The 26612-nt window shown below is 45.9% G+C and carries 28 protein-coding genes and 1 tRNA gene; 17 read left to right on the forward strand and 12 right to left on the reverse strand.

Going from position 1 to position 26612, the window contains the following annotated elements:
• The first annotated feature begins 213 nt into the window (after window positions 1-213).
• Window positions 214-792, forward strand: coding sequence for a DNA endonuclease SmrA (smrA, locus tag GY843_RS12320; protein WP_297310047.1), 579 nt, complete (start codon window positions 214-216; stop codon window positions 790-792).
• On the opposite strand, the gene GY843_RS12325 is transcribed toward smrA, so the two are convergent.
• On the reverse strand, window positions 789-1475 hold the full coding sequence (locus GY843_RS12325; protein ID WP_297310049.1) for a hypothetical protein: 687 nt from the start codon (window positions 1473-1475) through the stop codon (window positions 789-791). The genes smrA and GY843_RS12325 overlap by 4 nt on opposite strands.
• A 221-nt stretch (window positions 1476-1696) precedes the next feature.
• On the opposite strand from GY843_RS12325, the gene GY843_RS12330 reads away from it, so the two are divergent.
• Both GY843_RS12330 and GY843_RS12335 read left to right on the forward strand, forming a co-directional pair.
• A complete protein-coding gene (locus tag GY843_RS12330) occupies window positions 1697-2434 on the forward strand; it encodes an EAL domain-containing protein (RefSeq protein WP_297310051.1) in 738 nt (245 codons plus the stop codon).
• 51 nt (window positions 2435-2485) lie between these two features.
• Window positions 2486-3091 carry a DUF924 family protein gene (locus tag GY843_RS12335; RefSeq protein ID WP_297310054.1) on the forward strand — a complete coding sequence of 202 codons (606 nt, stop codon included), beginning with the start codon at window positions 2486-2488 and terminating at the stop codon, window positions 3089-3091.
• A gap of 20 nt (window positions 3092-3111) precedes the next feature.
• Here GY843_RS12335 and GY843_RS12340 read toward each other — a convergent pair whose 3' ends face one another.
• Entirely contained in the window at window positions 3112-3987 is an 876-nt protein-coding gene (locus GY843_RS12340) for a DUF72 domain-containing protein (RefSeq protein ID WP_297310056.1), read from the reverse strand.
• Window positions 3988-4094: 107 nt separating this feature from the next.
• Between GY843_RS12340 and GY843_RS12345 the strand changes: the two genes are divergently transcribed.
• From GY843_RS12345 to GY843_RS12370, 6 genes are all read left to right on the forward strand, one after another.
• A complete protein-coding gene (locus tag GY843_RS12345) occupies window positions 4095-4862 on the forward strand; it encodes a MotA/TolQ/ExbB proton channel family protein (protein WP_297310058.1) in 768 nt (255 codons plus the stop codon).
• Between the two features lie 12 nt (window positions 4863-4874).
• Entirely contained in the window at window positions 4875-5669 is a 795-nt protein-coding gene (locus GY843_RS12350) for an OmpA family protein (protein ID WP_297310060.1), read from the forward strand.
• Window positions 5669-6061, forward strand: coding sequence for a PilZ domain-containing protein (locus tag GY843_RS12355; RefSeq protein WP_297310062.1), 393 nt, complete (start codon window positions 5669-5671; stop codon window positions 6059-6061). Before GY843_RS12350 ends, GY843_RS12355 begins: the two co-directional genes overlap by 1 nt.
• Before the next feature lie 78 nt (window positions 6062-6139).
• A tRNA-Met gene (locus GY843_RS12360) sits at window positions 6140-6216 on the forward strand.
• Between the two features lie 860 nt (window positions 6217-7076).
• A complete protein-coding gene (locus tag GY843_RS12365; protein ID WP_297310064.1) occupies window positions 7077-7544 on the forward strand; it encodes an isoprenylcysteine carboxylmethyltransferase family protein in 468 nt (155 codons plus the stop codon).
• Window positions 7545-7625: 81 nt separating this feature from the next.
• Window positions 7626-8153: an NTP transferase domain-containing protein gene (locus GY843_RS12370; RefSeq protein WP_297310066.1), complete on the forward strand. Its 528-nt coding sequence runs from the start codon at window positions 7626-7628 to the stop codon at window positions 8151-8153.
• Here GY843_RS12370 and GY843_RS21045 read toward each other — a convergent pair.
• Window positions 8145-8588, reverse strand: a complete 444-nt coding sequence (locus GY843_RS21045; RefSeq protein ID WP_367183843.1) for a GNAT family N-acetyltransferase — start codon at window positions 8586-8588, stop codon at window positions 8145-8147. The genes GY843_RS12370 and GY843_RS21045 overlap by 9 nt on opposite strands.
• A gap of 443 nt (window positions 8589-9031) precedes the next feature.
• Here GY843_RS21045 and GY843_RS12375 point away from each other — a divergent pair, with 443 nt between their 5' ends.
• On the forward strand, window positions 9032-9658 hold the full coding sequence (locus GY843_RS12375; RefSeq protein ID WP_297310068.1) for a TorF family putative porin: 627 nt from the start codon (window positions 9032-9034) through the stop codon (window positions 9656-9658).
• A 179-nt stretch (window positions 9659-9837) separates the two neighbouring features.
• Here GY843_RS12375 and gatB read toward each other — a convergent pair whose 3' ends face one another.
• The 3 genes from gatB to gatC are packed head-to-tail and all read right to left on the reverse strand — an operon-like array spanning window position 9838 to window position 13086.
• Complete coding sequence (gatB, locus tag GY843_RS12380; protein ID WP_297310070.1) at window positions 9838-11292, reverse strand: Asp-tRNA(Asn)/Glu-tRNA(Gln) amidotransferase subunit GatB; 1455 nt, start codon at window positions 11290-11292, stop codon at window positions 9838-9840.
• Window positions 11293-11306: 14 nt separating this feature from the next.
• Complete coding sequence (gene gatA, locus GY843_RS12385; protein ID WP_297310072.1) at window positions 11307-12758, reverse strand: Asp-tRNA(Asn)/Glu-tRNA(Gln) amidotransferase subunit GatA; 1452 nt, start codon at window positions 12756-12758, stop codon at window positions 11307-11309.
• A gap of 40 nt (window positions 12759-12798) precedes the next feature.
• Window positions 12799-13086 (reverse strand): Asp-tRNA(Asn)/Glu-tRNA(Gln) amidotransferase subunit GatC, encoded by a 288-nt coding sequence (gene gatC / locus GY843_RS12390; RefSeq protein WP_297310074.1) that lies wholly within the window; start codon window positions 13084-13086, stop codon window positions 12799-12801.
• A 222-nt stretch (window positions 13087-13308) separates the two neighbouring features.
• Between gatC and GY843_RS12395 the strand changes: the two genes are divergently transcribed.
• The 7 genes from GY843_RS12395 (at window position 13309) to GY843_RS12425 (ending at window position 22585) form a co-directional block, all read left to right on the forward strand.
• Complete coding sequence (locus tag GY843_RS12395; RefSeq protein WP_007022323.1) at window positions 13309-14346, forward strand: rod shape-determining protein; 1038 nt, start codon at window positions 13309-13311, stop codon at window positions 14344-14346.
• A gap of 85 nt (window positions 14347-14431) precedes the next feature.
• The gene (gene mreC, locus GY843_RS12400; protein ID WP_297310115.1) at window positions 14432-15289 is read left to right on the forward strand and encodes a rod shape-determining protein MreC; all 858 of its coding nucleotides are present in this window, start codon (window positions 14432-14434) and stop codon (window positions 15287-15289) included.
• Entirely contained in the window at window positions 15286-15786 is a 501-nt protein-coding gene (gene mreD / locus GY843_RS12405; protein ID WP_297310077.1) for a rod shape-determining protein MreD, read from the forward strand. Before mreC ends, mreD begins: the two co-directional genes overlap by 4 nt.
• 12 nt (window positions 15787-15798) lie before the next feature.
• Window positions 15799-16395, forward strand: coding sequence for a nucleoside triphosphate pyrophosphatase (locus GY843_RS12410; RefSeq protein ID WP_297310079.1), 597 nt, complete (start codon window positions 15799-15801; stop codon window positions 16393-16395).
• A gap of 9 nt (window positions 16396-16404) precedes the next feature.
• Complete coding sequence (rng, locus tag GY843_RS12415; RefSeq protein ID WP_297310081.1) at window positions 16405-17871, forward strand: ribonuclease G; 1467 nt, start codon at window positions 16405-16407, stop codon at window positions 17869-17871.
• Between the two features lie 12 nt (window positions 17872-17883).
• A complete protein-coding gene (locus GY843_RS12420; RefSeq protein WP_297310084.1) occupies window positions 17884-21762 on the forward strand; it encodes a YhdP family protein in 3879 nt (1292 codons plus the stop codon).
• The gene (locus GY843_RS12425; protein WP_297310086.1) at window positions 21755-22585 is read left to right on the forward strand and encodes a carbon-nitrogen hydrolase family protein; all 831 of its coding nucleotides are present in this window, start codon (window positions 21755-21757) and stop codon (window positions 22583-22585) included. The genes GY843_RS12420 and GY843_RS12425 overlap by 8 nt, the downstream gene beginning before the upstream one ends.
• A 31-nt stretch (window positions 22586-22616) precedes the next feature.
• On the opposite strand, the gene yjgA is transcribed toward GY843_RS12425, so the two are convergent.
• The 6 genes from yjgA to raiA all read right to left on the reverse strand — a co-directional run bounded on the left by yjgA (window position 22617) and on the right by raiA (window position 26507).
• Window positions 22617-23141: a ribosome biogenesis factor YjgA gene (gene yjgA / locus GY843_RS12430; RefSeq protein ID WP_297310088.1), complete on the reverse strand. Its 525-nt coding sequence runs from the start codon at window positions 23139-23141 to the stop codon at window positions 22617-22619.
• Window positions 23142-23149: 8 nt separating this feature from the next.
• Window positions 23150-24499: a magnesium transporter gene (gene mgtE, locus GY843_RS12435; RefSeq protein ID WP_297310090.1), complete on the reverse strand. Its 1350-nt coding sequence runs from the start codon at window positions 24497-24499 to the stop codon at window positions 23150-23152.
• A gap of 104 nt (window positions 24500-24603) precedes the next feature.
• Window positions 24604-24873, reverse strand: coding sequence for an HPr family phosphocarrier protein (locus GY843_RS12440; RefSeq protein WP_297310092.1), 270 nt, complete (start codon window positions 24871-24873; stop codon window positions 24604-24606).
• A 3-nt stretch (window positions 24874-24876) separates the two neighbouring features.
• A complete protein-coding gene (gene rapZ / locus GY843_RS12445; protein WP_297310108.1) occupies window positions 24877-25734 on the reverse strand; it encodes an RNase adapter RapZ in 858 nt (285 codons plus the stop codon).
• 9 nt (window positions 25735-25743) lie between these two features.
• Complete coding sequence (gene ptsN / locus GY843_RS12450; protein WP_297310111.1) at window positions 25744-26199, reverse strand: PTS IIA-like nitrogen regulatory protein PtsN; 456 nt, start codon at window positions 26197-26199, stop codon at window positions 25744-25746.
• Between the two features lie 17 nt (window positions 26200-26216).
• Window positions 26217-26507: a ribosome-associated translation inhibitor RaiA gene (gene raiA, locus GY843_RS12455; protein WP_297310113.1), complete on the reverse strand. Its 291-nt coding sequence runs from the start codon at window positions 26505-26507 to the stop codon at window positions 26217-26219.
• Window positions 26508-26612 lie beyond the last annotated feature (105 nt).

The following is a 26612-nucleotide window of genomic DNA, read 5'->3' on the forward strand; positions in this document are numbered from 1 at the left end:
CAGGCATGCTGGTTGCCTGTCGAAAATCATTAACAAAGTGATTCAGTTGCTCTGTAAGCCCCGTAGGGTGGGTTCTAAAACGACCATCTACTTTGTCAGTCAGCTTGAAAAGGTCTCGACATTTCACTGCGCTGACTTTCGTGTATCTGGTCGTTTTATAACCCACTGAGAAAGTATGAGACTTATTCGTGGGTTCCCTAACTGAGGTAGCACATGAGTAAAAGCGATAACAGTTTTTCGCAGATGATGGCTGTTGAGGGGGTAACCCCTTTGAAGCAGAGCAATAAAGTAGATCTCGATCTGCAGCGGAAAAAGAAAGATGAGTCCCTGCTTGAAGAACGACGCCGTGCAGCTGTTTCTGGTGAGGAAGAGGGGCTGACTACGGGTCCAATTGATCTGCTTCATCCATTAGATCCCGTGGCCTGGAAAGGTGATGGTGTACAGGAAGGCGTTTATCGTAATTTGCGTCTGGGCAAATATCAGGCTGACGCAAGGCTGGACCTGATCCGTAAATCAATTCCACAATGTAAAGATGAACTGCTACCTTTCCTGGAGGAGTGCATTAAATACGATATCCGTACTGTGTTACTCAATCATGGACGGAGTAAAGATAAGACCTCCATGGGAAACCGACAAAAGAGCTATCTGAATTTATGGTTACAGTCATTGCCTGAAGTGATGGCTTTCCATTCCGCTCAGCCTCAACATGGAGGTTTGGGTGCAATTTATGTACTTCTAAGGAAAAGTGAAGAAAAGCGCCTGGAAAACTGGGAAAAACATCAGAAGCGCTAAAATCTGTATTCCAATGCGATCTTGAGTACCGGCCAGAGTTTAGTCTTTTCTATATCATCATTTTCCAGGATATTTCTCTCCTCTTCGCGTAGTGCCGTTTGGAAAGCTGGGGTAGAGGTCAAACTGCCATCTGCGCTTAGATGGACATCCACCTCACCCTGATAGACCACCCCTAAATCTGAAGTAAGTACCCACTCTTTATTAATGCGTAGGTCATAACCTATTCCCAGATAGGGAGCCAGAGCGGGGAAATCGATCTCTCCTTGAAGGTTACCGACATCATCGGCGTTATAAACTATGTTGTTGATGGTGAAGGTATTGCTGATGGGACGGGCATCTCCTGTCCAGTCATTGCTGTTAATAATGATACCGGCACTTAAGCGTAGCCCATCCTCCTGCGTAGAAAAGGGGCGGTAATCATAGAATATGCCTGGATGTACAACCTGAAGCTCGGCTTCATAAAAGATGTCGTTGACTGTTTCAGTGCGTTCATAGTTCCAGGCATACATGGATATCCTGAGTCGACTTTGCTCGCTCAGCTTATAACCTATATCGACCCCAAGCCCCTGGGTCACAGATAGCCCTGCTGAAACGGTCATACCCTGATGTGGATTCTGCTCTGCTTCTGCAAACTGATTGTTAAAAATTAGTAGCAGGGCAGCCAGATAGCTTATCTGTTTCATTACCCTGTCTCCGCTTCCAGATTTACCTTTAACCCTAGGGCTAAGTTCGTTACTTCGCTAAACAACAAAAAAGCATATTGGTGTGCGGTATTTGGCATATATAAGACAGTGTGGGTGATGCAGAGGTGTAAAGAGATGTAAATATTTATCTAAGGGAATTGTGAAGGGTTGATTTAATAAATATAATTGATAATTATTATCATTATTGTTTTGGTGTCATTTTGGAATACGTCGATGTTAATCGCTATGCGAAGGATTGTTTTGAACTGCTTGATTTGATTGAGAGGCAACGCTTCGGAGTAGAGTATCAGCCGATTATTGATGCGCATAAGGGTGAAGTGATTGGTTATGAAGCTTTAGCCCGTTTTTATACGCAAACTGGCGAAAGAGTTTCACCGTTGGATGTGTTTCGCACTCTGCATGACAGTCCATTGCTCTTGGCGCAGGTCGAGTTACAGTTAAAGCGGATTCAGCTGCGTTTTCGACCTGCAAATAGTCGATTGTTTTTGAATCTTGATCCCCATGCATTTTCTGTATTGGGACCATTGGCATCGGGCAATGCCATGATGCAGATGCTGTCAGGTCACGAAGATCTGGTAGTTGAAATCATTGAGAATACGGATGTGAATGATGCCCGTATGAGCAATAACCTGTCCCGCAAGATGCACGAAATGGGTTTCTCTATAGCCTTGGATGATGTCGGTGCTCCAGACAGCATGCTATCACTACAGATACTGGCTGATGTTGACTTCATAAAGCTGGACCGTTGCTGGTTAAGGACGGACAGCAAGGATTCAAACCTATTGCTTCGTAGTTTGGTCAATTATGCTCAACTTAGTGGTAAGAAAACTGTACTTGAAGGGGTTGAGACGGCTGAAGACCTGGCACATGCAGTAAATCTGGGCGTTGATTATGTACAGGGATTTTTTTACAGGGAACTGTTTATAGAAGAGTCTTGAGCGCATTTGAACTATGGTTAGTAGGTGAACATTGATCTTATATAGTGTGTGATGGTTGAGAAAATAGAAGAAGTCCTGAATTTCTGGTTTGGTCCTCTCAAGGATGGTTTTCCTGTCAGTGATCGAGGCGACTTGTGGTGGTCAGGCAAAACCGAGAACGATCGCTTAATCGCTGAGTTATTTGGGCATCAGGTCAACCTTGCCCTAAGAGGTGAGCTTGACCATTGGGCTGTACAACCCCGTGGGCGTTTAGCACTGATTATTCTGTTGGATCAATTTACGCGCACAATTTTTCGTGGCAGTTCTGACGCGTTTAGCGGAGACCATAAGGCCTTAGTGCTCGCAGATGAAGGTTGGCAAAGCGGGATCGATCAAGGGTTAGAACCGGTCGAACGAACTTTTTTCTATATGCCCTTTGAACATGCTGAAACCTTAGATATGCAGGAGCGTTGTATTGCCTGTTTTGAACAGATGTTGCTTGAGGTTTCTGGGATTCATAAACTGCAAGTGGAAGGGTGGTTGGATTTTGCCTTTCAGCACCACCGCCAAATCGAAAAGTTTGGCCGTTTCCCTCATCGTAATGAGGTGCTCGGGCGCAGCTCTACCTCGGAAGAACTGGCTTTCCTACTGCAGTCTAAAAGTCGTTGGGGACAATAACCCTACGCTGGAGTAAAAGTTTAGAACAGGCAGTTCTGTTCTGTCGTTACTGATTCCCACTGTGCAAACAAGCAAATATCCGGAATCCGTTGTTGCAGTTGATTGACAAAATAAGCTGCTAAGTCAGGGGCATCGGCGTTATCAGGGGTATGGAAAAAGAAATAGGGTTGCTTCCCAGCGTTAATCCATTGTTCCGCTTTAGCCAACCAGGGATCTAGGTATGTAGTGCCCCATTGCCAATCCATAGGTGTGATAAAGCGAATCATAGGATATTGTGCCGTGGATATGGCGTGTACAGGGAGGTCTGGTTTGTGACTTTTCGCTTTAAGGCTAATCTCATCATCTGCTGGATGGGCGAAAAGCGCGCGGGTATCAAAGCTGATTCTGTTGATTGAGTAATCGGCTAACAAGCGATTGAACTGTTTTTCTTTTTCGTTTTTATCAAAGAAATCAAGATGCCGCACTTCAATACCGTAACTGAATTCTTTTGGCAGTGTCTTGAGGTATGCTTCAAGGACAGAAAGTTCTTGAGCACTGAAACTTGCCGGTAGTTGAATGCAGAGCAGTCCGGTTTTTTCCTTTAGTGGTTGTAAGCGGTTAAGAAACTCGGTGGTTTCCTGAGAGCTCAGCCGTAGTTGGTTATCGTGTGTGATTTTCTGAGGAAATTTAAAACAGAACCGGAAATGCTCAGGCGTTTCCCGAAACCAGAGTTTAACGGTTTCTGCTTTAGGTAAACCATAGAAAGTGGTATTACCTTCTACACTGCTAAAGTGTTTAGAATATGCGTTAAGAACATGGGTGTTACTACCGCGAAGAAGAGGACCGTCTTGCCAAGCGGAGTGTTGCCATTGTGTCAGGCCGATATAGCAGGCTTTAGAGGCTCTTTTCGAATACATTTTTTAATTAGAGTACTTGTTCAAAAACTGTTATAGACTGCTTCAATAGCGTTTTTAATTGTACCTTTGTATCGCTACCAGCCGGTAGTTTATTGAGAGAGAAAAGCATGGATTTTGCATCACTTCTGGGCATTATTTCGGGTTTGGCCCTAATCATTTCTGCCATCTTTATGGGGGGGAGCGCTGAAGTCTTTGTAAATGTGCCGGGCATGATGATTGTGGCTGGTGGTACCATTGCTGCGACTCTCCTTACCGTTCAGTTTCGCGACGTGATCAACGCCTTTCATGGTGCGTTTATTGTTTTTACCCGTGATAAAACCAATCAGCAGGAAATGATCGATACTATGCTGGAGCTGAGTCGTATCAGTCATCGCCATGGTTTGTTGAAACTAGGTGATGTTGAAAGCTCCTCTCCGGTACTGAAAAGAGCTTGTATGCTTCTGGCTGAAGCGGCATCTGAACAGGTTATTCGCAATACAATTCAAAATGAGATCGACTCGCTCATCGCTCGCCATCACGCAACCCAGGACGTGTTTAGAAAAATGGCCGCTTATGCACCTGCCTTTGGTATGTTGGGTACATTGATTGGTCTGATTCAGATGCTCAGTGAGCTGAGTAACCCTGAAACCATTGGTCCTGCAATGGCTGTTGCATTGTTGACCACATTTTATGGGTCTCTACTGGCAACCATGGTTTTCCTACCTATCGCCGGTAAGTTGAAAGCGCGTACTTTGCTTGAGGTAACCAATCTGGAAATTATCCGAGAGGGGTGCATCAGCATTCTTACAAACGATCACTATATGCATGTATACGAACAGCTTTCCTCTTACATTCCTGCGGCTCAGCGTAAGAAAATCCAAGTAGGTCAAAAATAAGAGGAGTGGTTTATGAATACTAAAAAAACACTCCTTGAGGAAGATGACAGTGGTGGTTGGATCTACACATTTGCAGATCTAATGACCCTGCTTTTAGTTTTCTTTGTTCTTCTTTTTTCGCTCTCCAGTGTCGAAGCAGAAAGGTTTGAGAAAGCGATGCGTTCGCTTAACCAAGCTTTGCAAGGTGATGATGGTGCAAATAGCGTGATTGACCTACCGCATGAAGCACCAATAAAAACGGATGTACCAGAGGAGATTGAGGAAGTACTTCCTGCAACTGAACTTGCCGATGATGCAGCAGATAAAGCTAATGAAAACGAAGCTGAAAACCAAAACGTCACTATCGACAATGAATGGTCGAAGTTGACTGATGAGTTTGAGCAGCACTTTCAGGTATCTATAGCGGAGAATGCGGTTGACGTAGGTACACCAAAAGATGGCAAGGTTACGATTAAAGTCAAAGGAGATGTGTTGTTTCCGAGTGGATCTGCTGAGTTTAATCCGGAGATGATGACAGTATTAGATTCAATGGTTTTGCTTCTGAAACAAAACTCAGACCTTAAACTGAGTATTCATGGGCATACGGATGACATTCCAATTGAAACTACGCGCTTCCCTTCAAACTGGGACCTATCAGCGATTAGGGCCACTAATGTTCTAAGATATATGGTACGTGGTGGTTTGCAGCCGGAAAGGGTTTCTGCGACCGGTTATGGCGAGTCCGTTCCTCTTGCGCCAAATGATTCAGTTATCAATCGAGCAAAGAACCGTCGTCTTGAGTTTGTGTTGGAGAAAAAAGCAGAATAATGAAACTTCCACTTGAACTTACGTTATCAGACCAAGAAAACCGCAGGCAAGCTTATAGGGTTTCGCCTGGTGAAAGAGTGCGGATGACAATCCGTGATGAACCGGTGAAGCTGTTGGATATTTCTGAGACAGGAATCGCTTTTGAGAGTGATGATCACATTGGGGATAAACTGGATGAAGTGGTAATTTTTTTTACGGTGCGAAAAAGCTATCGTTTAAAGCCAAAGTTGAAGGTAATGTTTAACAGAAATGGTCATTGTGGCGCTGAGTTTGTTGACCTGTCAGAGCGTGCCCATCTTGCCTTGTCTGAGTTAGTGATTGAGATCCAAAAAGACCGTATCCGCGCGGCTCAAGAAGAGAAAAGAGCCAATCAGGAAAACGACGGTGCATGATTCAGTTATCTTTTTGAAAAACAGTAATAAATAGCTTGTGTTCCCCGTAATAGGCTTGTAGTATACGCGCCACATTGATGCGGGGTGGAGCAGCTTGGTAGCTCGTCGGGCTCATAACCCGAAGGTCGTTGGTTCAAATCCAGCCCCCGCTACCAGATTTAAAATAAAAAAGGTCATCCAACGGATGGCCTTTTTTATTTTCTGCTACACAGTGCTGAATTTGTTCCTTTAATCCCTTGGTTCAACGATTGCGAAGCAATCATCGCCGAGCACAAAGTGCGAAGCCCGTTAGGGTTGTTGTAGCTTAAAGCTACAACAAGCAAATCCAGCCCCTTCTTCACGATATCTAAAAAAGCTCATACATTTCCAGGCCTAGATGGCCTTTTTTATTTTCTGCTACGCAGTGCTGAATTTGTTCCTTTAATCCCTTGGTTCAACGATTGCGAAGCAATCATCGCCGAGCACAAGGTGCGAAGCCCGTCAGGGTTGTTGTAGCTTAAAGCTACAACAAGCAAATCCAGCCCCTTTTATCTGCATCTAAAAAACTCATACATCTCCAGAACTGGATGGCCTTTTTTATTTTCTGCTACGCAGGTCTGAATTTGTTCCTTTAATGCTTTGGTTCAACGATTGCGAAGCAATCACAATCGAGCGCGTTAGCGCGAAGCCCGCAGGGTGGTTGCAGCCTAAAAGCTGCAACCAATAAATCCAGCCATTCTCGCAAACCAAAAAAGCTCATACACCTCCAGATCTGGATGGCCTTTTTTATTTTCTGCTATAGCGCTGAGTTTGTTCCTATAATTCCTTGGTTCAACGATTGCGAAGCAATCACAATCGAGCGCGTTAGCGCGAAGCCCGTAGGGTGGTTGCAGCCTTAAAGCTGCAACCAATAAATCCAGCCCCTAACCACTCACCCTATAAAAGCCGGTATATCTCCAAGATCAGGATAGTCTTTTCCTTACCTCCAGTATTGCTTAGACTGCAGGTATTCATCTTTATTGAAGAGCATTAGGCGATGTCTGATCAGGATAACGGCCCTGGGGTAAAGATCCCTCCTCCCCTTATTTTTATTACATGTGCTGCTCTTTCATATGCCATTGAATGGTGGTTACAGGTCAGTTTTTCCTTTCCTGCATATGTCATTCAGCTTGGGGTAGGGCTAATTGCTTTGGGTATCACGCTCGCTATGATCTCTGCGTTTCAATTCTGGAAATTTAAAACTCATATTGAGCCTTGGAAGCCCGCATCTGTGCTGATTAATACAGGTGTTTTTGCCTATAGCCGGAATCCTATCTATCTGGCATTTGTGTTGGTCACAAGCGGGACTGGTTTATATCTCGAAAGTATTGGGATCGTGCTGAGTAATACCGTCGCCATTTGGCTACTCTATTATCTGGTGATAACAAAGGAAGAGACGTATCTGGAAGCGTTGTTTGGGGAGCCGTATAGCGAGTATAAAAAGCGAGTAAGGCGATGGCTGTAATTACTTGATTACAGGGCATAATCACTATTACTGATCTATGCTGATACTGAAAAGTGTAGGTATTAATGGGGAAGGAATTAAATGGATGTAAAGGCAGTAATACTAGTTGGTGGTGAAACCGACAGTCATGGGCTGACATCGGCGATGGCGTATTGCGGAGATGAGCGTTGTTTCGAAAAGGTGGTTAAGGAACTTCCTGAATCAATTTCTGATGTAATTTTAGTGGCTAATCCTGAACAGAAGGATGTTGATTCTCTGGGTTATTCTGTTGTCTTCGATTCTGAAGTCGGTGGCGGGCCGCTTGTTAGTATTCTTTCTGTGCTAAATACTTTGGAGTCTGGTCGGGTGTTGGTATTGGCCGGTGATGATACTTCTCTGAAGTATGATCATATTGAAAGGATGCTGGATTATTCTGACCGTTTGCCGCGCATGACGGTGGTTGCCTCTGATGGTGGGGAAATACAACCGATGCATCTTATCCTTCCTGTGAGGGTTCGCTCTGAAATAGAAAGTTATATTCAAGAGGGTGGGCGTTCAGCCAAAGAGTGGTTGTTGGATAGTATTTTTATGGAATGTGAACTGGACGGGGCATTTCAACGTTCAAGCTGAATAGAATAGAAGTGTCAGATTATTACCTCGTTTTTTATAGCTGTGATACTGAGCGAGCAACTCGCTAGGACATGATTCTATTGATGGCTGGTTAAATCTTTGGCGTTTGTAAAAGTTTTCCAGGTTAGCATATGCCAGGCAGTAGCAGTTGCTGCTTTGTTCTTGGAGGTAATGTGTGATTCTTTGCAGGAGTTCAGATCCTAACCCCTTCCTTCTTAGTGCTTTATCAACCCAGAGTCCCCTTAATAGTAAGCTGTTTCTTTCGCCGGCAACGGGTTGGAGTCTTGCAGCGGCAACTATCGCTTGATCCCTCTCCGTCCAGAAACAGATGTCATTTGGCTGAACCTTTCCTTTATGGCCGTTGCGTTTATAAAAACGCCCTAAAGCAGGGGATTTTAGCTGTGCTCCAGTTGAGATATTGAATTTAGAGGTCACCGCTTCTTAGTCCGTGTTTGCTCTGATATTTTCATTACGATAAGAGAGTGCGCTGGATTGCACAGAATTTTCTGCGCCAACATCTGTCCTATGTCGCTTCTTAGCTGCAACCAAGCGAGAAAAGTAGTTGTCGCTATAATCTAACCCTTCTGAACGATTAGTAAGTCCTATATTAGTGCAGTAGAGGCGGTAAAAATTCATAATTTTATCTTTTTTTCGTCTATCTGTTTTAAGAGAGGGCTGCGAGTTCGCTTTTGGTGCGGGTGCTTGTGTTTTGTGCGCCAATTTGGTGCTTAAATATTTCTGTTTGGTAATTATTTTTGGGTTATTTAAATTTTATTGTCTTAGTTTGTTGATATATAAGGGTTTTTAATTATTGGTACGGGGTGTGCTTTCTATGGGGCAATCGTCGAATTTAATTTTTATCCGAGGGGGAATAAAAGATGATGAAACCTATGACTAAAGCCCTGATCGCTGCTGGTCTTCTTTCTGCTTCTGTTGTTGCGCAGGCAGGTCTTTCTGCAAACATTGGTGCAATGAGCGACTACTACTTCCGTGGTGTTGATCAGACTACTGATGGCGCAAGCATGATGGGTGGTGTTGATTATGAAGCAGACAACGGCGTATACGTTGGTCTGTGGGCTGCTGATCTGTCTAACGATGACGTAGAGTACGACATCTATGCTGGTTACGGCGGTGAAGTTGGCGATGTTGCTTATAGCGTTGGTTATACTGGCTACTTCTACACTGAATCTGACGTTGATTTCCACGAGTTGAACCTGAACTTCGGTTACGAGTTCCTTAGCCTGGAAGTGACTTTCGGTACTGAAGATCAGCCATCTGGCGTAGAGGAATCTGATTACTCTTTCATCGCACTGACTGGTGAATATGAAGGTGCTTACCTGACTTACGGTGATTTTGGTAAAGACTACTCTGGTGACTACGTAGAACTGGGTTACGGTACTACTTACGAAGGTCTGGATCTGTCCATCGCATACATCAATGCTGATGAAGACCTGGGTGACCGCGACACTGTTACATTCGCAATCAGCAAATCTTTCGAGTTTTAATCGCTGATACCCTGATTGACATACATACTAGCGTTAAGCCCATCAGATCTCTGATGGGCTTTTTTTATGCCTGCTTATTCTGTCCGGGGGGTATTTATAGTTTTCGCTGTGTTTCGGGCATAAAAAAGCCGCTGTACTTAAATAAGGCAGCGGCTTTTTCAATCTAACAGATTAATGCTTTATTTGCATAGAGCATCCAGTTTAGGTTTTAGCATTCCCTGAACCTGGCCTGGGTTAGCTTTGCCCTGGGATGCTTTCATCACCTGGCCCATAAAGAAGCCGATCATCTTTCCGCGTTTCTCTGGCTCAGCATTTATATACTGTTCTACCTGAGGGCCACTGTTAGCAATTACATCATCAACGATCTTTTCGATAGCGCCGCTGTCTGTTACTTGCTTGAGGCCTTTTGCTTCGATAACTTCATCTGCGCTGCCGCCTTCGTTCCACATTACTTCAAACACTTGCTTGGCAATTTTGCCAGAGATCGTGTTGTCTTTAATGCGAGCAAGAAGACCGCCTAGTTGCTCAGCGGATACAGGGCTATCAGCGATAAGGGTGTCATTTTGGTTAAGCATCTTAGATAGCTCACCCATCACCCAGTTAGCTGCTAGTTTTGCATCATTTGCGGCTTTGGCAACAGTTTCAAAATACTCAGCCATAGTGCGATCGCCTGAAAGTACCATCGCATCGTAATCACTCAGTTTATACTCTTCGATAAAGCGGACTTTACGCGCATCCGGTAATTCAGGTAGAGAAGCGCGTACCGCTTCGATATAGCTGTCATCGATCTCGATTGGTAGCAGATCTGGGCAAGGGAAGTAACGGTAGTCGTTGGCTTCCTCTTTCGAGCGCATTTCGCGGGTCTCGTTTTTCTCTGCATCATACAGGCGTGTAGCTTGAACTACTCGGCCGCCATCTTCAATCAGGTCAATCTGACGTTCGATTTCACCGGTGATTGCCTTTTCGATAAAGCGGAAAGAGTTGATGTTTTTAGTCTCGGTACGCGTACCAAACTCTTCTTCACCTTTGATGCGAACTGATACGTTACAATCACAACGGAAAGAGCCTTCTGCCATGTTGCCGTCACAGATACCCAGACTGGTTACTATCGAGTGAATCTTACGTACATAAGCCACAGCTTCTTCCGGGCTGCGCATATCTGGCTCAGATACGATCTCAAGTAGTGGTGTACCGGCACGGTTAAGATCGATACCTGTCATACCCGGGAATTCATCATGAATCGATTTACCCGCATCTTCCTCTAAGTGAGCACGAGTTACGCCGATACGCTTCTCGGTGCCGTCTTCTAGAGTGATGTCAATGTGGCCCACGCCTACGATAGGGTGGAACAACTGACTGGTTTGATAACCTTTTGGTAGATCAGGATAGAAATAGTTTTTACGGTCAAAAACAGATCTACGGCCGATCTCAGCATCTACAGCTAGACCGAATTTGACAGCCATGCGCAGTGCTTCTTCGTTAAATACAGGTAGCGTGCCTGGTAGTGCCAGGTCTACCGCACACGCTTGTGTATTGGGTTCGGCACCAAACGCTGTGCTGGCACCGGAAAAGATTTTGGAGTTTGTCGCTAGCTGGGCGTGAATCTCAAGCCCGATTACCGCTTCCCATTCCATAGTAAATAAACCTCTTAGATGCCTTGTGGTGTCTGTTTGTGCCAATCAGTTGCCAACTGGAACTGATGCGCAACATTTAGCAGTTTCTGTTCAGCAAAGTAGTCGCCAATGATCTGAAGACCTGTTGGTAGACCATTAACACTGCCGCAAGGAACAGACATGCCTGGAAGGCCTGCAAGGTTTAGGGAGATAGTGAAAATATCTTCCATGTACATTGCTACTGGATCAGACGTTTTTTCACCCAGTTTAAAGGCAGGGTGAGGTGTTGTCGGGCCCATGATGACATCAACTTCAGTAAGCACCTTAGCGAAGTCGTCACGGATCAGACGGCGAATCTGCTGAGCTTTGTTGTAGTAGGCATCGTAGAAGCCTTCAGATAGAGCATAAGCACCAACCATAATTCGGCGCTTAACTTCAGGCCCGAAACCTTCACCACGGCTGCGTTTGTATAGATCTTCTAGATCAACCGGGTTTTCGCAACGATAGCCGTAACGTACACCGTCAAAACGGGATAGGTTAGAAGAGGCCTCTGCTGGCGCGATAATGTAGTAAGCAGGGATAGAGAGCGCTGTATTAGGCAAGCTAACTTCTTTCACTGTTGCGCCAAGCTTTTCAAACTCTTTGATTGCTGCTTGAGTGTGTGCAGCAATTTCAGAATCCATATCATCCATGAAAAACTCTTTTGGTAGGCCAATGCGTAGGCCATCAAGAGGTTTTTCAAGGTCAGCTGTGTAATCTGGAACTTCACGATCCACTGAAGTGGAGTCGTGCTTATCGAAACCCGCCATTACGTTCAGCATCATTGCTGCATCTTCGGCGGTTTTGGTCATTGGGCCGCCCTGATCTAGGGAGGACGCAAATGCGATCATGCCGAAACGAGAAACACGACCATAAGTTGGTTTAAGGCCGGTAATGCCGCAAAGCGCTGCAGGCTGGCGAATAGAACCGCCTGTATCTGTGCCTGTTGCTGCAGGAGCTAGTTGCGCTGATACTGCTGCTGCAGAACCGCCAGATGAGCCACCTGGTACACAGTCAGTGTTCCAAGGGTTTTTCGCTGCACCGTAGAAACTGCTCTCGTTGGAAGAGCCCATGGCAAACTCGTCCATGTTGGTTTTACCCAACATAACCGCGCCAGCCTGATTGAATTTGTTAATAACTGTCGCGTTATAGGGAGCAACAAAGTTATCGAGCATTTTTGATGCACAACTTGTGCGGACACCTTGTGTACAGAAGATATCTTTGTGTGCAATCGGTAGGCCGGTAAATGCGCCAGCAGTACCCGCAGCAATGGCTTCATCTGCTGCTTTTGCCTGAGCTAAAGCTTGCTCTTCAGTCACTGTAATGTAGCTGTTGTATTTACCGTCTTCAGCCTTGATGCGTTCTAGGTAGGCTTGGGTTAATTCAACACTGCTAAAATCACCCGTCTTCAGCCCGTGAGCTAATTCGGTAAGTGTTTTTTCAAACATGGAATACTTATCCTTAATTAATATTCTGGCTGAATGGGTATCACTCAATAACTTTAGGTACCAAGAACAAGCCGTTTTCTACAGCTGGTGCTACAGACTGAAGCTGCTCCCGGTTGTTGTCTTCAGTTACGTCGTCGCTGCGTAAGCGTTGAACTGCATCCAGAGGGTGTGCCATTGGTGATACATCAGTTGTATCTACAGCCTGCATCTGATCTACCAGATCCAGAATATTTGTCAGATTTTGCGCGTATTCAGGAGTGTCCTGTTCTTCAATTTGAAGGCGCGCCAGATGGGCTATTTTGTCCACATCAGAGCGATCCAGAGACATAATTTACTCTCGCTGTTTGAGAAGGCTTTCGGTGAAAGCTTAAAGGGAAAAAACTAAGAGCAGTAAGGTATCACATTGATACTCTATTCAGAAGGTTATTTATGCTCGTAATTTAAGTAGTTTTACTGATTTTCGCCTTGCTCAAACAGCCTACCGTTGTTAGAGTTACGTGTTTTCAGGATATAGCGGCTATACCTGCAGATTTCTTAGGACTCCCTGTACATGCTCAAGAAAATTCGTGGCCTTTTTTCCAGCGATCTGTCTATTGATCTGGGAACTGCAAACACACTAATTTATGTCCGCGATAAGGATATTGTTCTGGATGAGCCTTCTGTTGTCGCGATTCGACAGACAGGTAACCAGAAATCCGTCGCAGCGGTGGGTGCTGACGCAAAACGTATGCTGGGCCGTACGCCCGGTTCCATTACAGCAATCCGCCCTATGAAAGATGGAGTTATTGCAGATTTCCACGTTACGGAAAAGATGCTGCAGTACTTCATCAGTAAAGTACATGACACTAACTTCCTGACACCAAGCCCAAGGGTTCTGGTTTGTGTACCTTGTAAATCTACTCAGGTAGAACGTCGTGCGATCAAAGAATCGGCGATGGGTGCAGGTGCGCGTGAAGTTTATTTGATTGATGAACCAATGGCAGCAGCTATTGGTGCAGGCCTTCCCGTTGATGAAGCCAGTGGTTCCATGGTTGTGGATATCGGTGGTGGAACAACTGAGATCGCTGTTATCTCTCTAAATGGCATCGTATACGCTGATTCCGTACGTCTTGGCGGTGACCGTTTTGATGAATACATCGTTACTTATGTGCGCCGTAACTACGGTAGTTTGATAGGCGACTCTACAGCAGAGCGTATTAAGCAAGAGATCGGTACAGCTTACCCTTCTTCTGAGATGCACGAGATCGATGTTCGTGGTCGTAACCTGGCTGAAGGTATTCCACGCAGCTTTACGCTGAATAGCAATGAAATTCTTGAAGCGTTGCAGGAACCTCTATCTGCAATCGTGCAGGCGGTTAAGAGTGCGCTGGAGCAGTGCCCGCCAGAACTGGCATCAGATATTGCTGAGCGTGGTATTGTTTTGACCGGTGGTGGAGCGCTACTGCGTAATATTGATCGCTTGATCAGTGAAGAAACTGGTCTGCCGGTTATTGTTGCCGAAGATCCTCTGACCTGTGTTGCCCGCGGTGGCGGCCGAGCTTTGGAACTGCTGGATAAACATGGTTTCGAGCTGGTAAGCCATGACTAAGCCATGTGCTGTATTGATCTTTGTCTGAAACTATCTGACCGCTTCTGGCATTTTCCAATGTGCCTGGGGGTGAGTTATTAAAACTATTTTTCGCGGCCGATCATCAGGCCGCTTTTTCCTTTTACTTGTTCTATTTGCGTTTCTTCTGATGGCGGCTGATCTGTATACGGCCAAAGTCAGAGATAGTAGAGCTTACCTCTCCCTCCTTCTAACCCCATTGCAGTGGGTTGTGGATCTGCCTAGCCGTTTTGCCGGTGAGGTATCTGATGTGGTTGTTGATCGTAGCCTGCTGCTGAAAGAAAATGCTCGTTTAAAGTCCGAGTCATTGTATCTGGAGCGTAAAGTCCAACAGAACGCGGCTCTGCGTCAGGAAAACGACCGCCTTCGTGAATTGGTCGGTGGCAGCCTAAGGGTTGATGAAGAGGTTCAGCTGGTTGAACTCATTGGTGTGAACCCCGACCCTTTTCAGCATCAGATTATTATTGATCGCGGTAGTGAAAATCAGGTCGTTATGGGATTGCCTGTTCTGGATGCCGGCGGTGTAATGGGACAGGTTACCGAGCTATCTCACTACACCAGTCGGGTGATGCTAATTACCGATGCTCGTCATGCTCTTCCTGTAGAAGTGAATCGTAGTGGTTTTCGTTCAATAGCACTCGGTAAAGGAGAGTTGGACGAACTTGAGCTTGAGCACGTCCCCGATACTGCCGATATTCGTACTGGCGATCTAATTGTTACCTCTGGTCTGGGAGGGCGCTTTCCGCGAGGTTATCCTGTCGCTAAAGTTGCTGAAGTTGTAAGAGATCCGGGGCAGCAGTTTGCAAAAGTGATTATTAAGCCGAGTGCCTTGCTGGATAAATCTCGTCACTTGCTACTTGTGCGTATGCCTGCACCTGCCCAAAATGCGGAAGCCGTATCAGCTGAAGCCGAGGTGCTGCAATGAATGAAACAGCCGGAGCTACGTCCAGTGGCGGTGGGTTGATTATTCTTGCAACATTTTTGGTGGGATTGATGCTGAGCCAGATCCCTCTGCCGCATGTTATTGAATGGGCGCGTCCGGAATGGGTAGCTATGATCCTTATCTACTGGGTGATGGCACTACCACACCGTGTGGGTATGGGGATGGCTTTTTCCCTTGGGCTGTTTCTGGATGTAATTAAAGGCAGCGTCTTAGGGTTGAATGCACTCTCCCTGACAATTATTGCCTTCCTTACGCTCCTTCTTCACCAGCGTTTGCGCATGTTTCCATTAGTTCAACAAGCTATGATGGTAATGGTGCTGGTTGGTATCAATCAGCTGCTCTTTCATTGGATGCAAGGGTTTACAGGTTATACGGGGGATAGTTTGTTGTTTCTGCTTCCCTGTCTGGTAAGTGCTGTGCTCTGGCCATGGATGTTTGTGGTACTCCGTGGGATCAGACGTTTGTTCCGAATCAAGTAATCAGAGGCGGTAATGAGTAAAACCATAGATCTGATCCTAGCTTCGTCATCTCCTCGGCGAAAAGAGCTGTTATCACAGATAGGTGTGCGTTTTACTGTTAATCCTGTTGCGATCTGCGAAGATGTTAACCCGGGTGAGGCAGCAGAAGCCTATGTTGCTCGCCTGGCGCTGGAAAAAGCACAAGCCAGCTTTGCGCTGACAGCAGGTGAGCTTCCTGTTCTTGGGTCTGATACTACCGTAGTGTTTGACCGCAAGATTATGGGTAAACCTCGGAGTGAAAGTGAGGCCATAGCAACATTGCTAAGCCTTTCTGGCAAGGAGCATGAGGTAATTACGGGTGTAGCCGTTGTCAGTGCTGAACAAACCTTATCTTCTGTGGTCAAAACCAAGGTCAAGTTTAAGACTTTGAACGAAGATATTTGTCGCCGTTATTGGGCGACAGGGGAGCCCGTGGATAAAGCAGGTTCCTACGGTATTCAGGGGCTGGGGGCCGTATTTGTAGAGGGAATTCAGGGTAGTTACTCCTCGGTGGTAGGATTGCCATTAGCAGAAACTGCAGAGTTACTGGAACAGGTAGGTATTGATATCTGGCATTTGGATGCTATCTAAGGAAGTGTTATGGGCGAAGAGATACTGATTAACTTTACACCGATGGAGACGCGGGTTGCTGTTATTGAAAACGGTATGCCGCAAGAGGTGTACGTGGAGCGTGTTCACCGCAGAGGTATTGTAGGTAATATCTATCAAGGCAAAGTGGTTCGGGTGTTGCCGGGAATGCAGGCTGCTTTTGTAGATGTTGGTCTGGAGCGCGCAGCATTTATCCATGTAGAAGAGGTTCTACCTCAAAGTGCTACCCATGAAGAGAAAAACAACACCTCCATCGCTCAGGTGCTTCGCGAAGGGCAGGCACTACTTGTTCAGGTAACCAAAGATCCTATCGGAACTAAAGGAGCACGCCTAACAACCCATATTTCTCTACCTTCCCGTTATTTAGTTTGTATGCCGGGCAACAGCCATGTTGGTGTCTCGCAGCGAATCGAAGATGTGGAAGAGCGAGATCGCCTACGCTCTATTATTCAAAACTTGGTTTCTAAGGATGAGTCTGAACCTTCAGGTTTTATTCTGCGTACTGTGGCTGAAGGGGCTGCTGAGGCAGAGCTAGAAGCGGATATCCAGTTTCTTAGACGGTTATGGAGTTCTATTCAGGCAAAGATCTCCTCGGCAAAAGCGCCAAGTATTATCTATGAAGATTTGCCGCTGAATATGCGTGCACTACGAGATATGGCTCATACGGGGCTTGAGCGTATCCGAATCGATTCCAGAGAGACCTTCCAGAAAGCAGAAGAATTTGTAAAAGCTCTCGTTCCAGAAGTAGCAGATACGCTGGAGTACTATCCGGGTGAGCGCCCTATTTTTGATCTTTTTAATGTAGAAGAAGAGATCCAGAAAGCGTTGGGACGTAAAGTTGAGTTGAAATCAGGCGGCTATCTGATATTTGACCAGACAGAAGCTATGACAACCGTGGATGTAAATACTGGGGCTTTTGTTGGTCATCGCAATCTCGAAGAGACAATTTTTAAAACCAATCTTGAGGCTGCTACTGCGATTGGTCGTCAGCTTCGCCTGCGTAATTTGGGCGGGATTATCATTATCGACTTCATTGATATGGAAGATGAGGATCATCAACGCCAGGTACTAAGAACGTTAGAACGAGTTCTGGAAAGAGATAATGCCAAATGTAAGGTTACTGGTGTATCAGAACTAGGCTTGGTTGAAATGACCCGTAAACGTACTCGTGAAAGCCTTGAACAGGTGCTGTGTGATGTCTGCAGTGAATGTCAGGGGCGTGGGTCTATCAAAACTCCGGAAACCGTATGTTATGAAATTTTCCGTGAAATTCTACGACAGCATCGCGCGTACGATACCGACAGTTATCTGGTTCTGGCGGCTCAACCGGTAGTGGATTATTTGCTGGATGATGCCTCCAACCATGTAGCCGAACTAGAAGCATTTATCGGCAAGACCATCCGTTTCCAGGTGGAGCCTATGTACAATGCAGAAAGTTTCGACGTGGTATTACGTTAACAGGACCATTAAGTGAAACGTTACGCTCACTCTCTTGCCTGGTATTTATACTGGCTTTTAGCGCTGGTTCTAGCGTTTTTAGCTATCTCCTTACTGAGTGTAAAAATTCTATTTGAAGATGTTGATAGCCACCGTCTCGAAATTCAGGCTTTTCTCTCTAAAGAACTGAACGCAACTGTTCATGTCGGGGAGCTGAAAGGCAGTTGGCAAGGCTGGACTCCGAGGCTAGAGCTTAAAAGCCTGGTGATTGATGGCTTTAAAGGACAAGCAGGGTTATCTCTTGCTGTTATCGAAGCTGACCTAGCATTAGACCCCTCTGCAACTATTAAAGCTCGTGGACCTGTTTTTTCTCGGTTCGATTTTGATGGTTTCACTGTTCGCTATGATTTGACCAAGGCGGATAGTGAGGATGACCATAAAGAGAAAACAGAAAAGCCAACAGCATCGCACCCTGCCAGTGATGCGGGCGCAGGGTTGTTGACGCTTTTATTGCAGCAGACGAATATCAATCTTAAAGGTAGTCGAATAGAGGTCATCTCCAAAACTGGAGAAGAGATCGCTATTTCACCTATCCATCTTCAGATGCAGCATGATGGGGTGATGCACCAGTTAAAAGTGGATGCGGAGTTAGCAACTGCATCGGGTCGCGCAGATATAAATTTTGTTGCCGAAGTTGAGGGCAACCCGTCCCAGAAACCGGTCGATTTTTATCTAAGCATCAAGGGGCTCGATCATGAGCTTCTTAACCCTTGGCTGGGGCTTGCTGAAATAGAGCTGGAAAGTTTTCAGGCATCCCAGCAGGTCTGGGGTCAGTTACATCGCGGCAAACTGGCCTACATGACAGGTAAAACGTCCATCGAGAACGTTAAATTCCAGGAATATGAGCTAGAACAGTTTTCTCTGGATACGGCTTTGTTGCGTCGGGACAAAAGCTACCAGTTACAGATCACTGATATCAATATTGCGGGAGAAGAGAGCGAATTTAACTTACCTCGTATCAGCCTGGATCTTAAGCGCGATGGGAATAAGATCATTCCTGTAATGCTCATGATTGACCGTTTGAACCTAGACCAATCGCAGCAGTGGTTGGTTCAACAATCCTATGTACCTGAAAAAATTGTTGAGATTGTTAAGACCCTGTCCCCACAGGGTACGGTTAACAACATCCAGGTTTATTGGGAAGACGGTGCACCCCTAGAAAAGTTTCAGCTGGTGGCTGATCTAGCTGATGTGGGTATTGATGCTTGGGATGATGTTCCAGAGCTCAAGGGTATACATGGCCTGCTCACAGCAGATATATCAGGAGGTAAAATTCACCTGCAAAGCAGTGACTTTCTGATGGCATATCCCACTCTGTTTGATTACCGGTGGCAGTATGATCAGGCTAGCGGTGTTATTGGTTGGCGTTTTGAGGAAAAAGGGGTTGTGGTCGCTTCACAGCTTCTGAATCTGAAAGATGACCATGTTTCTGCTTCTGGTCGTTTCAGCATCTATTTGCCATTTAGTCGTGATGAGCAGCCTCTTTTAAATTTGCAGATAGGCATGCAGGCCAGTGACGGTATGCAGGCTCAATATTATATCCCTCCAAAAGAAGTGGGCGTCAGCACTTATGAGTGGTTGGTTGATGCGATTAAAGCGGGTCATATAAACCGTGCAGGCTTTGTTCTAAATGGAGTTACGCGATCGCGACTGCCCGACTATCAACTACCTGCTGTGCAGATGTTTTTTGATATAAGTGACGCGACCTTTGAATATCAGCCTGGATGGCCGGAGGTCAGCAAAGCAGATACGTTTGTTTTCTTCCGTAACGGTGAGTTAGTGGCAGAAGCTGCAAAAGGTTCCTTGTATGATTCCCAGATCGGATATACCTGGGTTCATCTGCCCAAAACAACTGATAAATTGTTTGTAGCAGGTGATGTGTCTGGTGCCGCTTCTGATCTGCATAGATTATTAACACAAAGCCCTCTGAAAGCAGAAGTGGGTGATGACCTTAATGCCTGGAAGATGAGTGGTCAGGCGGAAACTTTGGTTGATCTGACAATCCCTCTTTATACAAAGAAAACACCTAAAGTGTTTGTTCGGACCAAAACTATTAATGCCGGTTTCAGATCAGATGAAGACCGCATCAACTTTTCGAGTATTAATGGTGTAGTCACTTATAACTCACGCTCGGGGTTAGCTTCTAAGAAATTAACAGCATCTCTGTTTTCTCAGCCTGTTGTGGCTAGTATCACGACGGCTAAAAAGAAAACTCAGGTCACTATCAACAGCTCGATCGAGATGGACCGGTTACGTAAATGGTTGGATCTAGAGCTGTTAAGTATTGCCAGCGGCAAGCTCAATTATCAGGCTCGGCTGGATATGTGTCCGGGTAAAAGTTGTAATCAGCTGGTGATTGAAAGTGACCTTAAAGGTGTTGAGATTGTCGCTCCGCAACCTTTTGGCAAAGAGCTATCTAAGGAAGGGCACCTATCTGTCGTGAGCGATTTGGGTCGAGGTTATTCTGATGGTCGAAGTGCTGTGCGGCTTAATCTGGGCAATCAGCTACGTGGAATAATGGTCAATCGCGACCAGATTATTGAACGTGCGCGTTTTAGTCTAGGGGGGCAACGCCCCGCAGTGCCTGATAAACCTGGAGTCTGGGTTGATGGTGAACTTGCTTATCTGGATTACGAACAGCTGGATGGTTTTCTACAATCATCTGGCTTGATTGGTGGTAAGTCTAAAGCTGTTTCTGAGCCTAGAAGAGAAAAGACACAAGAGAATAAGCTGAAACAACTTAAGCTGAAAATTGGCCAATTCAGTTTTAATGATATTGATTTGCAGGACTTCTCTGTTGAGCTTACGCCAAAACCGGATGGTTGGCTGTTGGGTGCAACGGGCCCTGAACTAGCTGGAAACTTATGGCTACCAGAAAGTGATGATGAAGCCTTAAAAGCTGATCTGAAGTACCTGAAAATTACCAGTAGTGACACTGATAATGAGGTGGATGATGAAGCTGGCGAGCTATCATTGGATCAATCAGTCGAACCGACAGAACTACCTAAGTTGGATTTCAGTGTTCAAAGCCTGACTTTGAATGATAAGCCTATGGGGCAGTGGGTTTTTCAGCTTCGACCCACTGAAACAGGGGCATTGGTTGAGAATGTCCGGGCTAGCATGCATGGCTCAGTTGTTAAGGGCGAGCTACGCTGGGATAAGAGCGGTCAAGAGGTATCCGATCTAACTTTACGCCTGGATAGTGATAACTTCGGTAAAGTGCTGAAAGCCTGGCAAGTGTCTGATGCATTGGAGACTAAAGCACTTAAATCCTACCTTCAGCTAAGTTGGGAGGGGGCGCCATGGGCTTTTGATATAGCGGCAACAGATGGGGAGTTGCAGTTTACAGCTAAAAATGGGCGACTGTTGGATGTAGGAAACTCTGGCAACTTTCTTCGTGTATTTGGCATCCTCAATCTGCAATCTCTTGGTCGTCGCTTACGCTTGGATTTTTCAGATCTGTTTAAATCGGGTATGGCTTTTGATGAGATGACAGCAAGCTATCAGATTCGTAAAGGTGTCGCTTCGACGACCGAGCCTTTTGTTATGACGGGGCCATCTGCGAACCTTGCGATGAAAGGTAAGCTTGATCTGGTTAATGAAACAGTAGATAAGGATATGGAAGTGGCGCTTCCAGTTACTGACAATATCCCACTGGTGAGTGTGTTATTAGGAGCCCCTCAGGTGGCTGGAGCGGTATTCCTGTTTGATAAATTGATTGGTGACCCATTGGCGAAGTTTGCCACGGTTAAGTATCACTTATCAGGTGATTGGGGAGATCCAAAAATTGATCTTCACGAAAACAAGGATGAAAAGGTAAAACCAGAAATACAGGAAAATAATCATGGCTAAGGTTGCTGTTGCACAAATGCTATCAGGTGAGGATTTGGAAGAAAATCTTCAGCAGGCCGGGTTTTTAGCTGAAGAGGCTGTAGAGCAGTCTGCTGACTTACTCCTGTTGCCAGAAAATTTTGCCATGCTTGATTCTAAAGCGCTGATCACTTTAGCCAAAACGGAACAAGAATCAGGAAAGATTCAGGAGTTTATCGCTAATTTGGCTAAGCAACATGGGCTCTGGGTTATTGCGGGGAGTGTGCCGCTGCTTTGTGCTGAAGCTGACTCCGGCGAAGAGAAGGTCTATGCCAGTTGTTTGGTTTACGATGACCAAGGGCAGCTACAAGCGCGCTACGATAAGATTCATTTATTTGATGTGGATGTGGCAGATGCTCACTCCAGTTATCGCGAATCCGATTTTATCCAGCACGGTAAGGATCTGGTTGTTGTTTCTACGCCATTTGGAAACATTGGCTTATCTATCTGTTACGACCTTCGCTTTCCTGAGCAGTTTCAGAAATTGCGTAATATGGGAGCAGAGATCCTGACTGTTCCATCCGCCTTTACCTATGTTACCGGACAGGCTCATTGGGAAGTATTGTTACGCTCTCGTGCAATCGAAAATCAGTGCTACGTGCTCGCGGCTAATCAGGGAGGACAGCATAGTAAGTCCCGGCAGAGTTGGGGGCATTCAATGATTGTAGATCCTTGGGGAGAAGTCATTGAAGAGAGAGAGCAGCCAGGTCCAGGACTAGTAGTAGCGGATGTGGATTTGAATCTTCTTCACGAGAAGCGTAAGGCTATGCCAGTCCAGCAGCACCGGGAAACGGCTGGTTTTTAAGATGGGCAGGCTTTCAGCCCGCCCTCCTGTTTTACGCTCCGGCTACTTCACGCAGATATTTAAAGAGCTTTCGCGCAGCCGCCGGCGGCTTTTCCATTTTTTTCTCTTTTTGCGCGTTACGAATCAGTTGTCGGATATGTTGAATATCGGCATCAGGGTATTCGGTAACATATTCTTGCAATGCAGGGTTGCCATCATTTATTAAACGGTCACGCCAGCGCTCCAATTTGTGGAACACCTGGGTATGGGCTTGCTGACCAGCTTCAAATAAGCCGATATCGTGCTCAATTTTTTCTGCATCCTCTGTACGCATAATCTTACCGATGTACTGCAGATGACGCTTCTGGGCACCATTGGATTTAATACGGTGAAACTCTTCAATAGCATTACGTAAAGAATCACCAAGTTCTAATTTATTCAGCTGCTCTTTGTTCAGCTTTGTGAGTCGAGCCCCCAGTTCCTGAAGAGCATGCATTTGGCGCTTAACTTCGGTTTTACTCAGCCACTCTTCGTCCTGATCATCAAGGTGGTTATTATCAAAATTATCGTTATTCATAGAAAGTCTCAGGCGTAAAAGACGGTAGCAAGACCGAGAAAGGCAAAGAAACCTACCACATCAGTGATAGTTGTTAATAAAACGCTTCCGGCGAGGGCAGGGTCAATCCCCATGGATTTCAACATGATGGGGAGAAGAGTACCTGCTATTGCACCAGCAACCAGGTTGATGACAATTGCCAGAGCGATAATGATGCCAATGTTCATGTCCTGGAACCAGATCACGGCAACAACGGCAATGACCAGCGCCCATAGAACACCATTCATTGCACCCACAATCATTTCACGATTAAGCAACCAACCTGCATTGGACCTTTCCACATGTCCGAGGGCTTGGCCGCGTATCACCAGCGTGAGGGTTTGCGAACCGGCGATACCGCCCATGGAGGCAACAATGGGCATCAGTACCGCCAGGGCTACTACTTTTTCAATGGTATCTTCAAACAGCCCGATGACAGCTGATGCGATAAAAGCTGTCAGCAGGTTGATCCCCAGCCACACAGCTCGACGGCGAGTGGTTTTCATCACCGGAGCAAATGTATCTTCATCTTCATCCAGACCCGCCATACTCATCAAGGAGTGGTCGGCATCTTCACGGATTACGTCAACTACGTCATCGATTGTGATACGACCGAGAAGTTTTCCTTCTTCGTCTACTACGGGTGCTGATACAAGATCATGTTCTTCAAAAAGCAGTGCAACCTGATCATCTGGCATATTGGCATCAATAGGCTCAATATCGGTATTCATCACTTCCCTGATGGTGATCGATGGATCAGTTACTAGTAGTTTTGTCAGTGGCAGCAGGCCAATATAGGAATCTTTACGGCTAACTACGATAAGGCTATCCGTCATCTCAGGGATTTCGTCGTGACGGCGGATGTAACGAAGTGCGGTTTCGATAGTGATATCAGGGCGGATTGTGGTGGTGTCTGTATTCATCAGACCACCCGCAGTGTCCTCTGGATAAGAAAGCAGCTGTTCCACCCTGCGTCGATTTTGCTTATCCATGATACGCAGGGTTTCTTTCATAACCCTGTTTGGCAGCTGCTGTAAGATATCCACCATATCATCTGAATCCAGGGATTCGGTTAAGGCAGCCACCTCTTCTGTGTTCATTCGGCTGAGGATATCAGCCTGAATATCATCCCCAAGGTGTTGCAGTACTTCGGGTTCAAGCTCCTGTGATACTAAATTCCAAAGTACTTGTCGCTCTTTTGGTGGCGATTTCTCGATCAGACGTGCTACTTCAGTGGCGCGCAGAGTGTGGTTAAGCGTATAGCGGATCTGGCGAAATTCACCACTATCCAGGGCTTCGCTTAGTATATCGAGCTGTGATTTGGTCTCGTTCTGAGCCATCTACGGTCGCCACTTACTTAAACAGGGAGTGCTCAGGTTGGAAGAGCAGGTTTGGATGAGATTATAGCTAAATGCGGAAGAGGGGATAAGGCTTTATTTATTAACTATTCATCTTCATCAAAGCGATTGTTGATCAGCTCTTCAATAGCCAGCATTGCGTTCTCTTCGTCAGAACCATCAGTTGTGATGCTGAGAGTTGTTCCCTTGCTTGCAGCAAGCATCATAACCGACATGATGCTTTTGCCATCAACTTCACGTCCATCCTTGCCCAGTTTTATGTCGGCTGAAAAACGGGATGTGACGCCAATAAGTTTCGCGGCAGCGCGGGCATGTAATCCCAGTTTATTGATGATCAAAATCTCTTTTTCTTGCATCGTTTAACCTAGCTCCCGGTGGCGTACATGAACATTATCCATATGCTTGCCAAAATGAGAAGCCAAACATTCGCTAATGTAGACTGAACGGTGCTGTCCGCCGGTGCAGCCTATACCAATTGTTATGTAACTACGGTTATTTTCAGCAAACCGGGGTAGCCAGCGTTCGAGAAAGCTCTGGATATCATTAAGCATCTCTTGAACCTCGTCAGAAGAGCCGAGAAAATCCTGAATTGGCTTTTCTTTACCCGTGTATTGTCTCAACTCGGGCACCCAATGAGGGTTGGGCAGCGCCCTGACATCGTAAACAAAGTCCACATCCAGAGGGACGCCATGCTTAAAACCGAAGGATTCGAACTGTACTGAGAGGGTTTGCTCTTTTCGCTTGGCAACGCGCAGTTTGATGGTGTCCCTTAACTCGTACAGGGAAAGGCGGGTTGTATCCAGACGGATATCAGCTAGTAATGCGATAGGTTCCAACAGCTGTGATTCGGCCTGAATCGATTGCTGAAGATTTTTATGCTGATCTGAAAGAGGGTGTTTTCGCCGCGTGGAGCTATAGCGTTTTAGTAGTACCTCTTCTGCTGAATCGAGGAACATGACTTCGTATTCAGCCCAGTGTTCCTCGCGAAGCTTCTGCAGAATGGCAGGAAACTTTGAAAGGTTGCTCAGTAGGTTTCTGGCATCAATGCTGACCGCTATTTTGTCCGGGTGGTCAGGCTCACTGCTCATCTGTTCCACAAGATCCGGGAGTAGCATAGCTGGAAGGTTATCTATGCAGTAGAAACCTATGTCTTCGAGTGCTTGTAAGGCGGTGCTTTTCCCAGAGCCAGATCGACCACTAATCACAACCAGCTTCATATTTCTGCCTCAGGAGCTCAATCTGCAGATTGTATCGTATAGTGATTGATTACATTCTGTCTGGCGGAGGGCTGTACGGACCTCTTCTTTGCTAAACAGTTCAGCGATCGAAGCGAGTGTTTGTAAATGCTCTGAAGTAGCATCCTCAGGCACTACCAGGGCAAAAATCAGATCGACTGGCTTTTTATCAATCGCATCAAAATCGATAGGTGATTCGAGCTTGATGAGGAAGCCAATGGCATCTTTACACTCGGCTAAACGACAGTGCGGGATTGCTATGCCATCTCCGATACCTGTGCTGCCCAGCTTTTCTCGACCGTGAAGTCCGTTGAAAATACAGGAATCTTCCATATCCGTGTGTTGCTCGGATATAAGGTGGGATACCTGCTCAAGAATTCGTTTTTTACTACCCCCTTCAAGCCCGCACAGGGTGCTTGAGGGGGTTAAAATTTCATGTACCAACATACGTTGAAACGTGAGGCCTATTTGTGATTTTTCATTTTTTCTTTGTGCTTGATAACCTGGCGATCCAACTTATCAGTCACACCATCAATAGCAGCATACATATCTTCATGCTCGTGTGTAGCATGAATATTTGCACCTGATACGTGCATCTCTACTTCTGCTTTCTGACGCTGCTTCTCAACACTAAGCGTGACCTGAACATTTGTAATGTTGTCGAAATGGCGCTCTACTTTCTGCATCTTTTCCAGAACGTAGTTCTGCATTGAATCGGTCAGTTCGACATGGTGTCCAGTAATATTAATCTGCATAGGTCTCTCCTATTGGCAGTGACGATCACTCGTCTATTCTTGTTATTGGCCTTTATTAAACCAGACGTTTTCGCTCATTAGAAGGAGGGATTCCCATCGCTTCTC

Origin of the sequence: Neptuniibacter sp. (assembly GCF_024231755.1) — a bacterium.
In the GTDB taxonomy this organism is placed as follows: domain Bacteria; phylum Pseudomonadota; class Gammaproteobacteria; order Pseudomonadales; family Balneatricaceae; genus Neptuniibacter.

What these genes read in the sequence shown, in the direction of transcription:
- smrA (WP_297310047.1), top strand. Translation starts at nt 214, where the DNA reads ATGAGTAAAAGCGATAACAGTTTTTCGCAGATGATGGCTGTTGAGGGG.
- GY843_RS12325 (WP_297310049.1), bottom strand. Translation starts at nt 1,475, where the DNA reads ATGAAACAGATAAGCTATCTGGCTGCCCTGCTACTAATTTTTAACAAT.
- GY843_RS12335 (WP_297310054.1), top strand. Translation starts at nt 2,486, where the DNA reads ATGGTTGAGAAAATAGAAGAAGTCCTGAATTTCTGGTTTGGTCCTCTC.
- GY843_RS12340 (WP_297310056.1), bottom strand. Translation starts at nt 3,987, where the DNA reads ATGTATTCGAAAAGAGCCTCTAAAGCCTGCTATATCGGCCTGACACAA.
- GY843_RS12345 (WP_297310058.1), top strand. Translation starts at nt 4,095, where the DNA reads ATGGATTTTGCATCACTTCTGGGCATTATTTCGGGTTTGGCCCTAATC.
- GY843_RS12350 (WP_297310060.1), top strand. Translation starts at nt 4,875, where the DNA reads ATGAATACTAAAAAAACACTCCTTGAGGAAGATGACAGTGGTGGTTGG.
- GY843_RS12355 (WP_297310062.1), top strand. Translation starts at nt 5,669, where the DNA reads ATGAAACTTCCACTTGAACTTACGTTATCAGACCAAGAAAACCGCAGG.
- GY843_RS12365 (WP_297310064.1), top strand. Translation starts at nt 7,077, where the DNA reads ATGTCTGATCAGGATAACGGCCCTGGGGTAAAGATCCCTCCTCCCCTT.
- GY843_RS12370 (WP_297310066.1), top strand. Translation starts at nt 7,626, where the DNA reads ATGGATGTAAAGGCAGTAATACTAGTTGGTGGTGAAACCGACAGTCAT.
- GY843_RS12375 (WP_297310068.1), top strand. Translation starts at nt 9,032, where the DNA reads ATGATGAAACCTATGACTAAAGCCCTGATCGCTGCTGGTCTTCTTTCT.
- gatB (WP_297310070.1), bottom strand. Translation starts at nt 11,292, where the DNA reads ATGGAATGGGAAGCGGTAATCGGGCTTGAGATTCACGCCCAGCTAGCG.
- gatA (WP_297310072.1), bottom strand. Translation starts at nt 12,758, where the DNA reads ATGTTTGAAAAAACACTTACCGAATTAGCTCACGGGCTGAAGACGGGT.
- gatC (WP_297310074.1), bottom strand. Translation starts at nt 13,086, where the DNA reads ATGTCTCTGGATCGCTCTGATGTGGACAAAATAGCCCATCTGGCGCGC.
- GY843_RS12395 (WP_007022323.1), top strand. Translation starts at nt 13,309, where the DNA reads ATGCTCAAGAAAATTCGTGGCCTTTTTTCCAGCGATCTGTCTATTGAT.
- mreD (WP_297310077.1), top strand. Translation starts at nt 15,286, where the DNA reads ATGAATGAAACAGCCGGAGCTACGTCCAGTGGCGGTGGGTTGATTATT.
- GY843_RS12410 (WP_297310079.1), top strand. Translation starts at nt 15,799, where the DNA reads ATGAGTAAAACCATAGATCTGATCCTAGCTTCGTCATCTCCTCGGCGA.
- rng (WP_297310081.1), top strand. Translation starts at nt 16,405, where the DNA reads ATGGGCGAAGAGATACTGATTAACTTTACACCGATGGAGACGCGGGTT.
- GY843_RS12425 (WP_297310086.1), top strand. Translation starts at nt 21,755, where the DNA reads ATGGCTAAGGTTGCTGTTGCACAAATGCTATCAGGTGAGGATTTGGAA.
- yjgA (WP_297310088.1), bottom strand. Translation starts at nt 23,141, where the DNA reads ATGAATAACGATAATTTTGATAATAACCACCTTGATGATCAGGACGAA.
- mgtE (WP_297310090.1), bottom strand. Translation starts at nt 24,499, where the DNA reads ATGGCTCAGAACGAGACCAAATCACAGCTCGATATACTAAGCGAAGCC.
- GY843_RS12440 (WP_297310092.1), bottom strand. Translation starts at nt 24,873, where the DNA reads ATGCAAGAAAAAGAGATTTTGATCATCAATAAACTGGGATTACATGCC.
- rapZ (WP_297310108.1), bottom strand. Translation starts at nt 25,734, where the DNA reads ATGAAGCTGGTTGTGATTAGTGGTCGATCTGGCTCTGGGAAAAGCACC.
- ptsN (WP_297310111.1), bottom strand. Translation starts at nt 26,199, where the DNA reads ATGTTGGTACATGAAATTTTAACCCCCTCAAGCACCCTGTGCGGGCTT.
- raiA (WP_297310113.1), bottom strand. Translation starts at nt 26,507, where the DNA reads ATGCAGATTAATATTACTGGACACCATGTCGAACTGACCGATTCAATG.